General features: G+C 30.9%; 14 protein-coding genes. All 14 read left to right on the top strand.

Annotated elements, in window-relative coordinates:
• The first annotated feature begins 62 nt into the window (after window positions 1–62).
• Window positions 63–551, top strand: coding sequence for a deoxycytidylate deaminase (locus tag LL038_RS18060; RefSeq protein ID WP_216125274.1), 489 nt, complete (start codon window positions 63–65; stop codon window positions 549–551).
• Window positions 552–650: 99 nt separating this feature from the next.
• Entirely contained in the window at window positions 651–1,679 is a 1,029-nt protein-coding gene (locus LL038_RS18055) for an MraY family glycosyltransferase (protein WP_216125275.1), read from the top strand.
• 69 nt (window positions 1,680–1,748) lie between these two features.
• Window positions 1,749–2,879: a non-hydrolyzing UDP-N-acetylglucosamine 2-epimerase gene (wecB, locus tag LL038_RS18050; protein WP_309245095.1), complete on the top strand. Its 1,131-nt coding sequence runs from the start codon at window positions 1,749–1,751 to the stop codon at window positions 2,877–2,879.
• A 662-nt stretch (window positions 2,880–3,541) separates the two neighbouring features.
• Window positions 3,542–3,916, top strand: a complete 375-nt coding sequence (locus LL038_RS18045) for an ATP synthase subunit I (protein WP_216125276.1) — start codon at window positions 3,542–3,544, stop codon at window positions 3,914–3,916.
• 4 nt (window positions 3,917–3,920) lie between these two features.
• Window positions 3,921–4,601, top strand: a complete 681-nt coding sequence (locus LL038_RS18040) for a F0F1 ATP synthase subunit A (RefSeq protein WP_216125278.1) — start codon at window positions 3,921–3,923, stop codon at window positions 4,599–4,601.
• A 33-nt stretch (window positions 4,602–4,634) separates the two neighbouring features.
• Window positions 4,635–4,877 (top strand): ATP synthase F0 subunit C, encoded by a 243-nt coding sequence (gene atpE / locus LL038_RS18035; protein ID WP_071611079.1) that lies wholly within the window; start codon window positions 4,635–4,637, stop codon window positions 4,875–4,877.
• Window positions 4,878–4,943: 66 nt separating this feature from the next.
• Window positions 4,944–5,423 carry a F0F1 ATP synthase subunit B gene (locus LL038_RS18030; protein ID WP_375293029.1) on the top strand — a complete coding sequence of 160 codons (480 nt, stop codon included), beginning with the start codon at window positions 4,944–4,946 and terminating at the stop codon, window positions 5,421–5,423.
• Between the two features lies 1 nt (window position 5,424).
• Window positions 5,425–5,958, top strand: coding sequence for a F0F1 ATP synthase subunit delta (locus LL038_RS18025; protein ID WP_216125281.1), 534 nt, complete (start codon window positions 5,425–5,427; stop codon window positions 5,956–5,958).
• A gap of 16 nt (window positions 5,959–5,974) precedes the next feature.
• On the top strand, window positions 5,975–7,492 hold the full coding sequence (gene atpA / locus LL038_RS18020; RefSeq protein WP_216125282.1) for a F0F1 ATP synthase subunit alpha: 1,518 nt from the start codon (window positions 5,975–5,977) through the stop codon (window positions 7,490–7,492).
• Window positions 7,493–7,655: 163 nt separating this feature from the next.
• The gene (atpG, locus tag LL038_RS18015) at window positions 7,656–8,510 is read left to right on the top strand and encodes an ATP synthase F1 subunit gamma (protein WP_216125283.1); all 855 of its coding nucleotides are present in this window, start codon (window positions 7,656–7,658) and stop codon (window positions 8,508–8,510) included.
• A 15-nt stretch (window positions 8,511–8,525) separates the two neighbouring features.
• Entirely contained in the window at window positions 8,526–9,923 is a 1,398-nt protein-coding gene (atpD, locus tag LL038_RS18010) for a F0F1 ATP synthase subunit beta (protein WP_216105969.1), read from the top strand.
• Window positions 9,924–10,034: 111 nt separating this feature from the next.
• Complete coding sequence (locus tag LL038_RS18005; RefSeq protein ID WP_216125284.1) at window positions 10,035–10,433, top strand: F0F1 ATP synthase subunit epsilon; 399 nt, start codon at window positions 10,035–10,037, stop codon at window positions 10,431–10,433.
• 346 nt (window positions 10,434–10,779) lie between these two features.
• Complete coding sequence (locus tag LL038_RS18000; protein WP_216125285.1) at window positions 10,780–11,499, top strand: YwmB family TATA-box binding protein; 720 nt, start codon at window positions 10,780–10,782, stop codon at window positions 11,497–11,499.
• 27 nt (window positions 11,500–11,526) lie between these two features.
• Window positions 11,527–12,792 carry a UDP-N-acetylglucosamine 1-carboxyvinyltransferase gene (gene murA / locus LL038_RS17995; protein WP_216125286.1) on the top strand — a complete coding sequence of 422 codons (1,266 nt, stop codon included), beginning with the start codon at window positions 11,527–11,529 and terminating at the stop codon, window positions 12,790–12,792.
• Window positions 12,793–12,869 lie beyond the last annotated feature (77 nt).

Below are 12,869 nucleotides of genomic sequence, written 5' to 3'. Positions count from 1 at the left end.
ATTATAAATTTTATATTTGATTTTTATCTAGATAATTAAAATATATTATATGAGGTATAATTATGAAAAGAATTGACAAGCATAATTATTATTTGGATATATGTGAAACAATATCTGAGCGAGGAACTTGTTTACGTAGGAATTTTGCAGCTATTATAGTGAAAAATGATGAGATTATGTCTACCGGATATTCGGGAGCACCTAGAGGAAGAAAAAATTGTTGTGATTTAGGTGTATGTAGAAGAGAAGAGTTAAAAGTTCCAAGAGGGACAAGATATGAACTTTGTAGATCGGTACATGCAGAGCAGAATGCAATTATATCATCAAGACGAAGCGATATGTTAGGAGCAACGCTTTATTTGGTAGGAAAAGAGGTAAGCAGTGGTGAATTAGTTGAAAATGCATCACCATGTTCTTTATGTAAAAGATTTATAATTAATGCAGGTATAGAGAAAGTTATAATTAGAGAAGATAAAATACTATATAAGATAGTATGTGTACAGGAATGGATAGAAAACGACGACTCAATTCAAGGTGATGGTGGATATTAATTATGAAATCTTGTAAAGTAAAGTTAACTATTAATTTCATAAGTTTTAGTTTATATTTATCAAATAAAAACACCGTTTTTGTGAAAGAAAGGTCTTTTTATGAGTGATAGATATGTTTTAGCAATTATTACAGCTTTAATTTCTGCTGTATTTACACCTTTAGTTAAGAAATTAGCAATAAGGGTTAATGCCATTGATGTTCCTAAAGATGCAAGAAGAGTTCATACAAAACCTGTACCAGTTATGGGGGGTCTCGCTATATATATAGCTTTTGTTTTAGGAGTGATTTTATATAATGGAATTTTAACGAAATCTCAAACGGGCATAATCATTGGCGCGACTGTAATTGTTATTGGCGGAATTATTGATGATATTAAAGATTTAAGACCTAGATATAAACTCCTTATACAAATTATAGCGGCTATATGCCTATTGATGTCAGATGTGAAGATATCAATGATAACCAATCCTTTTAGGGATTTTTATCCTTTTATAAGCATGGGATGGATTAATATACCAGTTACTATAATATGGATTGTAGGTGTTACTAATGCATTTAACTTAATTGATGGATTAGATGGTTTAGCGGCAGGTATAGCATTCATATCATGTGTTACTCTAATGATAGTTTCTATACTTAGTGGAAGACTAGAAGCTGCATTTTTAACAGCGGTCTTAAGTGGCGCTATTTTAGGTTTTTTGCCATATAATTTTAATCCAGCATCTATATTTATGGGGGATACTGGCTCTCAATTATTAGGGTTTCTCTTAGCGGCTATTTCAATTGAGGGGGCTATTAAATCTGCGACGGCTTTTGTAATTGCAGTACCAATTTTGGCGTTTGCATTACCTATTTATGACACACTTTTTGCTATGATAAGACGAAAAGTTCATGGAAAACCTATTATGCAAGCAGATAAGGGACACTTGCACCACAGGCTATTGGCTATGGGCCTCAGCCAAAAACAAGCAGTTATTATCATGTATTTTATAAGTGCTATTCTAGGCGGAATTGCTATCATAGCTATGCAAATTAGTACACAAAGGGCATATTTTTTATTAGCAACGGTAGGAGTTATTACTGTTTTAGTAGCATGGAAATATGGTATATTTGATCAAAAGGATTAGGTTATATATTATTTTATAGTTTTGAAAATTATAGGTGATAATAAATTGAATTTATATAGGAGGTATCTGGTGAAAAATATTAAAATTATGGTTATATTTGGTACGAGGCCTGAGGCTATAAAAATGGCACCTCTAATTAAGGAACTAGAAAAAGTTCCTCAAATAAAATGTAAAGTATGTGTTACCGCGCAGCATAGAGAAATATTGGACCAAGTTCTTGAAATCTTTAACATAAAACCTGAGTATGATTTAAACATAATGAAAACAAAACAAAGTTTAACAGGGATAACATGTTCTGTGCTTTCTGGACTTGAGGAAATTTTTGATAAAGAAAAGCCGGATATGGTTTTAGTACATGGAGATACTACTACTACTTTTGCGGCAGCACTTGCAGCGTTTTATAGAAAGATACCCGTAGGACATGTAGAAGCAGGTCTTAGAAGTTATAATAAATATTCACCTTATCCTGAAGAGATTAATAGAAAATTGACTGGTGCCTTAACAGAGCTACATTTTGCACCTACAACTATCTCTAGAGAAAATTTATTACGAGAGGGAATAGATGAAAAGAATATTTTTGTTACAGGAAATACAGTTATAGATGCTATGAAGTATACAATAAAAGAAAATTATGTTTTTGAAAGTCATGAGTTAAACTCAATTGATTTTAAAAATAAAAAAATTATAATGGTTACTGCTCATAGAAGAGAAAATTGGGGAATTGGAATTGAAAATATATGCAAAGCTTTAAAAATAATTGTTGAAGAAAATCTAGATGTAGAAGTGTTGTATCTTGTTCATCCAAATCCAGTAGTTAAAGATGTGGTTTATAGTATTTTAAAGGATGTTTCTAGAATACACTTACTTAGACCTATAGATACTAGGGAAATTCATAATTTAATGAAAAAATGTTATCTTGTAATGACCGATTCAGGAGGAATTCAAGAAGAAGCACCTCATTTAGGCAAACCAGTTTTAGTGCTTAGAGATGTTACTGAGAGGGTAGAAGCCCTGAGTGCTGGCACAGTAAGGCTAGTTGGAATAGATATAGATAAAATAGTACTCGAAGCTAATAAGTTAATTAGAAATGTAGACAAGTATAATCATATGAGTAAATCAATTAATCCCTATGGCGATGGAAATGCTTCGATTAAGATAGTAGATGCACTGGTAAATTACTTTAATAACATTTCAATTTGAAGTTGCGTCGATAAATTTAAGAATTAAATTCTTAAATTTATTTTTTTTAAATTCTAATAAATAAAGCAGTCTGAAATAACAGTAGTGAAGATTATAAAATTCATAATCGTGAGTAACAAGATATTAGGGCTGAGTATATTAATTATCAAGGTATAAGGTATCTAAGACCTTATATACTTGAAAATATCATTAGGTATACGTATATTCGCAAGTATAACGGGTGATAATAACACAAAATGAGAATGCTTAAAAGAAAAAAATGAAATATTGTAAATTATAACTTGCAATTGTTTTGAAGAAACAATATACTTAACTGGTAATATATGAAAATATAAACGTTTTGTAAATGTTTACCCAAATGAAATGTATATACTAAAGTTAATAAAACCCATTGACAGCGGAATGTACAATGTAATATTATGAATGTTAAGAAAGTTCACAATGTTATTAAAATGTAGTTTAATTGAATAATATAGATTTATAATTAGTTATTTAGACGTATTAAACCGTAATAAAGAGTTATATAGAGGAATATTGGTATTTAGATGAAAAAAGTCATTAATTTGGCTTTAAAACTTGAGATATCAAGGAATTTGGAGTTTTATTTATGAAAATTAGTAGACTATAATTACAATACTGTTAGAAAGTAAGGAGAAGTAAAAGTGAATAGTGATTTTAGGAACATGTTTAAAAAAATTGCTATATATGATTTCTTTATTTCTTTGATTTTTATTACAATAATTTATTTTACAGCTAAATCATATGCATTATTTTTTTTATTAGGGATAATAATAGCACTAATGAATCTTTATGTTAATGGTATTACAGTAGAGTATTCTCTTGAGAGTAAAAGTTTAAAAGGTAAAGGCATTATTGTAGTAGGATCTTTTATAAGAGTTTTATTAGTGAGTATTATTGGGTTTGCTATTAGCAGACACAATATGTTCAATATAATTGCATATATCTTCGGATATAGTGTGCAGTTCATATCTTTAGTGTATTACGGAATAAACAACAAGAATAGTGAAAGGAAGTGATTTAATGGATAAAATAGCGCCGTTATTTCATATTAAATTCTTTGGGTACAGTATTGGGATTGCAGGAAGCATATTTGTTCAGTGGTGCATGATAGCCGTAATAGCTATATTATGTGCGATCTTTACAAGAAACTTGAAAATAATCCCAGATAAGAAGCAGAATATAATAGAAATGATTATGGACTTTATTAACAATCTTGTCAAAGACAATATGGGAGAAGAATATATGGGGTTTGTACCTTATGTAGCAACAATAGTTGTCTTCCTTAGTATTGTAAATATCTCAGGGATGGTAGGTATTACACCTGCAACATCAGATTATAGTGTATCATTGGCATTAGCATTAATAACATTCTTTGTTGTTCAATGGTTTGCTATAAAGAAGATAGGTATAGGGCACTATTTTAAAGGCTATGTTGAACCATATGCATTTATATTACCTATCAATCTAATGGAAAGAGTTATGTTACCAGTATCATTAAGTTTTCGATTATTTGGAAATATAACTGCAGGTGTTGTAATAATAGATTTGGCATATACAGGCTTAGCTAGTTTGAGTGGATTTGCCCAATTTTTAATACCTATACCGTTGCATTTTTATTTTGATTTGTTCGATGGACTTATTCAAATGATTATTTTTGTTATGTTAACTATGATTAACATAAAAGTAATAGCAGAGCATTAAATTTAGTTTTTAAAAATTAAGGAGGAATATATTATGGCTATAGATTCAGCAACAATAATCACAGGAGCATCTGCAATAGGCGCAGGTCTTGCAGCAATAGGATGTATTGGCGGAGGAATAGGAACAGGTAATGCTGCAGCTAAAGCTGTAGAGGGAGTAGCAAGACAACCAGAAGCTAGAGGATCTATAATTAGTACATTAGTAATAGGTGCAGCATTCTCAGAAGCTACAGCTATTTATGCATTCTTAATAGCACTAATTTTAGCATTTAAGTAAAATGGTACATATCAAAATGAAAAATTTTGAAATTAGGACTAAAGGGGGCTTTAATAGATTATGAATTTGACTATAAATTGGAATACAATTATATTCACTATAATAAATTTTATTGTATTGTTATTTGTCTTAAAGCACTTTTTTAGTAAGCCAGTAAATAAGATAATGGATGATAGAAAAAATGGAATAAATGCATCTATTAAAAATGCTAAAGATAATGAAGAAAAAGCAGAGATTTCAAGAATAGAAAAAGACAAATTATTACATGATTCAAAGACAAAAGGAAGAGAAATAGTAGAAGAGTATAAAGTAAAAGCTCAAAACATTTCTCAGGAAATCATTGATGATGCGAAAAAAGAGTCAGTTACACTAATGGATAGATCAAGAGTCGAAATAGAAAGAGAAAAAGAAAAAGCAGCAAGTGAAATTCAAAAACAAGTTATAGATTTATCTTTAATATTATCTGAAAGAGCTCTTGAAAAACATATTGATGAAAAAGAGCATAGAAAATTAATAGAAGATTTTATTGTTAAGGTAGGTAGCTAAAATGTATGAATACTTATATAAAAGATACGCATTAGCACTATATGAAGTTGCCGATGGAAAAGGGAAAGTAGAAGAATATTTAGATGACTTGCGGGAAATTGTTTCACTTATTAAAAATGATGTTGATTTCCTAAAAGTTATTAAACATCCAAAGATCGGTACAGCTAAAAAAAAGGAACTTTTTACTGAAATTTTCAAAGGTAAAATCGATGATGGGTTGTTATCATTTTTGCTTATACTTATAGAAAAAGATAGAATATTGTTTCTTGAAGTAAACCTTAAAGAAATGGAAAAAATACATCTAGAGCGTACCAATACACTATTAGCAGAAGTTAAGACTGTAATTCCCCTTGTAGAAACTGAAAGGGAGAGTCTCAGGCTTAAATTAGCAAAAATGTATGATAAAAAGATTATTTTTGATGAAAAATTAGATAAAAAAATTATTGGTGGAGTATATATAAGAATCGGTGATGACGTTATCGATGGTACAATACAAAGCAAATTAGATGAAATGAAAAAATTAATGTTTAAATAGGAAAAGAGGTGAGTTTATGAATATAAAACCAGAAGAAATAACATCTATAATTAAAAAAGAAATCGAAGGTTATAAAAAAACAATTGAAACTGTCGACTCTGGAACAATAATTCAGATAGGTGATGGAATTGCAAGGGTTTATGGATTAGATGAATGTATGGAAAATGAACTTTTAGAGTTCCCGAATGGCATATTTGGTATGGCATTAAATTTAGAACAAGATAACGTAGGATGTGTGCTTTTAGGATCAGAAGAGGGAATTAAAGAAGGCGACATAGTAAAAAGAACTGGTAAGGTTGTAGAAGTTCCTGTAGGAGAAGCTTTAATAGGAAGAGTTGTTGATGCATTAGGTGTACCAATAGACGGTAAAGGACCAATTAAAACTACAGAGACAAGACCAGTTGAGGTAATAGCACCTGGAGTTATCTCAAGACAATCAGTTAAGGAACCGCTTCAAACTGGAATTAAAGCAATAGACTCTATGGTACCAATTGGAAGAGGACAAAGAGAACTTATAATTGGAGATAGACAAACAGGTAAAACTGCTTTAACTACAGATACTATTATAAATCAAAAGGGCAAAGATGTTATATGTATATATGTTGCCATTGGTCAAAAACAATCTACTGTTGCGCATATTGTTAATACACTATCTGAAATGGGAGCTATGGATTATACAATAGTTGTAGCATCTACAGCTTCGCATTCAGCACCACTTCAATATTTGGCGCCTTATGCTGGATGTACAATGGGTGAATTCTTTATGCATAATGGTAAGAATGTATTAATAGTTTATGATGATTTATCTAAACATGCTGTAGCTTATAGAGCTATGTCATTATTACTTCGTAGACCACCAGGTAGAGAAGCATACCCTGGAGATGTATTCTATATTCATTCAAGATTGCTAGAAAGAGCAGCAAAACTTTCAGATAAATTGGGTGGAGGGTCATTAACCGCACTTCCTATAATAGAAACTCTTGCAGGAGATGTTACGGCATATATACCAACTAATGTTATCTCTATAACAGATGGACAAATATTCCTTGAAGCTGAATTGTTCCATTCTGGACAAAGACCAGCAATTAATGCTGGAATATCTGTATCAAGAGTTGGTGGAAATGCACAAATTAAAGCTATGAAACAAGTTACAGGAACTTTAAGACTTGAACTTGCTCAATATAGAGAACTTGCGTCTTTTGCTCAATTTGGAACAGATCTTGATAAAGATGCTAAAATGAGGCTGGAAAAGGGTAAAAGATTAATGGAGATATTGAGACAAGATCAATATTCACCAGTATCAGTAGAAAAACAAGTTATGATTTTCTTTGCTGGGGCTGGTAACCGTCTTGCAGATATTCCAGTATCTCAAATAACACGATTTGAAAAAGAATTTTTTGAGTTTATGGATACACATCATGGAGAAATAGGTAAAACAATAATTACAAACAAAGTGTTAGATGATAAATTAAAACAACAACTTACTGAGGCTATAGATGAATTTAAAGAAATATTCTCTATTGATGATAAGTAAAGAGAAGAATTTAATTTAAAGCTAAGTAAAGAGAAAAATTTAATTAAATATAAGGAATCAATTAATATAGCACCTTTAAGCTATAATTAATTTGTCTTGACTATATATTATCAGAGCTAAATGGCATTGATAATATATAGTCAAGACTAAAGAGAGGTGAAACATGGCAGGTGCAGGGCTTGTTGCAATTAAACGAAGAATAAGATCTATAACAAATACTACGAAAATTACAAAAGCAATGGGATTAGTTTCGACATCTAAATACCAAAAGATAAGAAAAAAATTGGATACTAATAATAATTATGTAGATAAGCTTGAGGAAGTTATTAAACAAGTTAGAGATAATTACGACGATGATAGTATCTATATAAAAGGGAACAAAAGTAGTAAGAAAATGTATGTTGTTTTGACTTCGGATACAGGTCTTTGTGGCGGCTTTAATTGGTCAATAGTAAATGAATTGATAAGTAAACTTAAAGGCAATAAAGAAGAATACGATATAATTATAGTAGGCCATAAAGGAAGAGTTATATTTAAAAAGCTCAATATTGAAACTGTGGCTGAATATGTCGATATTTCAGATGTTCCTACTCAAAAAGAAGCCACTACTATTATTAATCATGCTTTCAACATGTATAATAATGATGAAATAGGTGAGGTTTATATTGTTTATAAAAAACTTATTTCAGCAATGAAAAATGAAGTTAAAATTGAAAAGTTACTTCCTCTAAATTTTGAAGATGAAGAAAATAGAAATAAAGAGTATGTAAATATTGAAGCAATAGATGAAAAAGCATTAGGTGAAATAACGACCTTATTTTTAGGTGGTAAAACACTAAATTCAATGTTACATTCAAAAGCAAGTGAGCACAAATCTAGAATGGAATCTATGGGATCAGCCACTGAAAATGCTAATGACATACTTGATAAACTTAATTTAAAATATAATAGAAGTAGACAATATTCGATTACACAAGAAATTTCAGAAATAGTCGGAGGAGCGGAGGCTCTAAAGTAGAAAGGAGAGAGATTAATGGCAGGACATATAGGCAAAGTCGTTCAAGTAATAGGACCGGTTATAGATATAAAGTTTGACTCAGATAGTCTTCCTAACATTTATAATAGTATTGAAATTCAGATGAAAGATAGAGTAATTGTAGCTGAGGTTGAACAACATATCGGTGATGATATTGTAAGAGCGATAGCTATGGAAGGTACAGAAGGTTTAAGACGAGGACTAGATGCTATTGATACAGAGCACCCAATAATGGTGCCAGTTGGAGATGTAGTTCTTGGAAGGTTATTTAATGTTCTTGGAAAACCTGTGGATGAAATGGGCGAAGTTAAGGTAGATAAGTATATGCCTATTCATAGGTCAGCTCCAACATTTGCAGAACAATCTGTTGAACCAGAAGTGTTTGAAACAGGAATTAAGGTAATAGATCTTATAGCTCCATATCAAAAGGGTGGAAAAATTGGCCTTTTGGGTGGTGCAGGAGTTGGTAAAACTGTTCTTATACAAGAACTTATGAATAATATTGCAAAAGAGCATAATGGTCTTTCAGTATTTACTGGTGTTGGTGAGAGAACAAGAGAAGGAAACGATCTTTATAATGAAATGAAGGAGTCAGGAGTTATTTCTAAAACTGCTTTGGTTTTTGGACAAATGAATGAACCGCCTGGTGCCAGGATGAGAGTTGCGTTAACTGGTCTTACTATGTGCGAAAATTTTAGAGATCAAGGTAAGGATGTACTATTGTTTATAGATAACATTTTTAGATTTACACAAGCTGGTTCTGAGGTTTCCGCACTACTTGGAAGAATACCAAGTGCTGTTGGTTACCAACCAACACTTGCTACAGAAATGGGACAATTACAAGAGAGAATCACATCTACAAAGCAAGGTTCAATTACATCTGTTCAGGCAGTGTATGTACCAGCAGATGATTTTACAGATCCAGCTCCGGCAACTACATTTACACATCTTGATGCTACTACAGTACTATCAAGAGGAATAGTTGAACTTGGTATATATCCGGCAGTAGATCCATTAGAATCGACATCAACAATGCTTGATCCTAGAATAGTTGGTAGGGAACATTATGATGTTACAATAGAGGTTAAACATATACTTGAAAGATATAAAGAACTTCAAGATATTATTGCAATACTTGGTATGGATGAATTATCTGAAGAAGATAAATTAGTAGTAACAAGAGCAAGAAAAGTACAAAGATTCTTATCTCAACCATTTACAGTAGCTGAGCAGTTTACTGGAATGAAAGGTAAATTTGTACCAGTAAAAGAAACCGTTAGAGGTTTTAAAGAAATTCTTGAAGGAAAACATGATGAATTACCTGAAGCTGCATTTATGTTTGTTGGTTCTATAGAAGAAGCAGTAGAGAAAGCGAAGACTTTGGCTAATCAATAATGTTTTTTAGATAGCAGTTAGCCATTATGTTACTTATTTTATTTAAGATAACTAGTAAAAATTATTAATTATTCTTTAAGGATATGTACATAGAAAGGTCGGTGTTATTTTATGAAAAATCATATAAAGCTTACTATGATTACTCCTGAGAAGCAGTTTTATAGTGGTGATATTTTAAGCCTTAACACACAGAGTGATGATGGTGTATTTGGTATTCTTGCGAATCATGTTCCTATGATAGCTCAATTGAAACCAACAGTTACTACATTTATACAAGTTGATGGTAAAGAGTTAAAAGCTTTTACATCAACGGGTGTTTTAAGAGTTCTCAAAGGTGAAGTAGAAATGTTATGTAGCGCCTGTGAATGGCCAGAAGATATAGATGTTGAAAGAGCAAACGAGGCTAAAAAAAGAGCAGAAAAAAGATTGGATACTGATGATGAAGTTAGTTTAAAACGAGCTGAGGGTGCTGTTTTAAGGTCGATTATGAGACTTAAGACAAAAGGGTAGAAACTAAAGAAAATGAAGATATTAATTTATCTTCATTTTTTTTATGCCCCAAAATAAACTAAAGTTGATTTAATAATCTAAGTGAGCAGTATTAAATTATTTAAGCACATTTTAATTGAAATTTTATATATTAGTAGTATAAAGAAAAGATATATATAAAGTTTGATTAATGTTATATGCCCTACCTATATTTTAAATAAAATAGCCCTCTTCGCACTTGTGCTGGGGGATAATTTTGTTAATAAGACAAAAAAATAAAAACTGACAGTATATAGAATAAAAAAGTAAATTATTGTCAAGAATTTAATTGTTGCTAGCAATTTAACCAAAGGGTAGGGGGATTAAAATGAGAAAAAAAGGTATAACGCTTTTATGTATAGTGTTAAGTATGGCTATTATGCAAATTAATATTAGATTAACTAGTGCACATGAGAATCTTAATTTATTTGATGAAATATTAATCCAAACTAAAAGCAAAACTGTAGAATATGGGTTAAAGACATGTTTCGAAACTCAAGAAGATTCGAAAGAGATTTGTAACTATTTAATTTCAGCAATAGATCTTGATTATAAAAAAGTAATATTAACTAGAACTGAAAATAAGGATTCCTATAATGTAGATTTTTCAAGTGGAAATGCAAGGGGATATGTAGAGGCTTTGAAATATAAAAATAAGAGTCTTATAACTATAAATATAAGTACTGTAAGTAACGAAAATGGGTTAGTATCTCTTAAAAATAAGATTAGTGCTAGCATTGGTTGTAGAGGCAAAAATGTTAAGTATTTCCAATACTTGAAGGCGAAAGTTGAAAAAACTAGTAAAAATGGTGGAACAAATAATATTAATGTTATTAATCAAAAAATAATAAAAATATTAAAATCTTATGGAACGGAAAATATTGATACAGTGAGTTTAAATAATGGATTAAGTACTATGGCATATACCAGAAAATTTGATGAGAAGGTAATTAATAACAAGTTATTTGATTTTAATTATGCTGTATGTAGTTATTCATCAGGAAACTACATTATCATAGGTACACCTGAAATAATTACAACTTATTAAAAATTATCAATAATATGGAGGAAATGAATGGATAGATTTATTATAAAGGGTGGGAAAAAATTAGAGGGTGAAGTGAATATAAGTGCAGCTAAAAATTCTGTCCTTCCTATACTTGCAGCAACTATATTGAATGGTAATAATTGTACTATTGAAAATACTCCGATGCTTGAAGATGTATTTGTAATTTGTGATGTATTAAAATCTCTTAGAGCTGATATTAGTATAGATAAAATTAATAAAAGGGTTAAAATAAATACTGCTAATATATTTGATAATGGAGCTAACGATGAATTAGTAAGGAAGATGAGAGCATCTTTCTTAATAATGGGGCCAATGCTTGGGAGATTCGGAAGTTTTAAGATATCTCTACCTGGTGGATGTAATATTGGAACTAGGCCAATTGATCTTCATTTAAAGGGATTATCAGCATTAGGTGCAGAGGTGTCGGTAGGTCATGGATATGTTGAAGCAAAAGCAAAAAAATTAATAGGGAGCAACATATATTTAGATTACCCGTCGGTTGGTGCTACGGAAAATATAATGATGGCGGCAACGCTCGCACAGGGTGAAACCATAATAGGAAATGCAGCAGAGGAACCAGAAATTGTTGATTTAGCAATATTTTTAAGGGGGATGGGAGCAAAAATTGATGGAGAAGGAACAGATACTATAAGGATAATAGGAGTAAAAGATTTTAAAGAAGTTGTTCATAAGCCAATATATGACAGGATAGAGGCGGGTACATTTATGATAACTGCTGCAATAACAAAAAGCTTAATTAAAATTAATGGAGTTGACGAAATTCATTCAAAGCCAATAATAGCAAAACTTACAGAAATGGGGGTAGCAATAGAAATCAATAAAAATAGTGTAATAGTGGATGGTAGGCAAAAATTAAATCCTATAGATTTAAAAACAATGCCATATCCAGGATTCCCCACCGATATGCAAGCACAGATGATGAGTTTATTATGTACAGTAAAAGGGACAAGTATAATCACGGAAACCATTTTTGAAAATAGGTTTATGCATGCTGTAGAGCTTAAGAGAATGGGGGCAAATATAAAAATAGATGGTAGAAGTGCTGTAATTGAAGGTATAGATACATTTACAGGCTCAGAGGTCACAGCTACAGATTTAAGAGCGGGGGCAGCACTAATACTCGCAGGTCTTACAGCAGAGGGCACAACTACAATAAAGGACATATATCATATTGATAGAGGGTATGTGTCGATTGAAAAGAAATTAAGAGGTTTAGGAGCAGATATAGAAAGAGTGCATTATGATAAGTAATATAAGTTTTGGTGAATTTTAAATAAACAACAAAAAATATAAAAATATAGCATAAAAACTAAAGAATTGGAATATAT

Origin of the sequence: Clostridium estertheticum (assembly GCF_026650985.1) — a bacterium.
Lineage (GTDB): Bacteria > Bacillota > Clostridia > Clostridiales > Clostridiaceae > Clostridium_AD > Clostridium_AD estertheticum_C.
The sequence above is the reverse complement of the archived record's forward strand: the minus strand, read 5'-3'. Positions and strand labels throughout refer to the sequence as shown.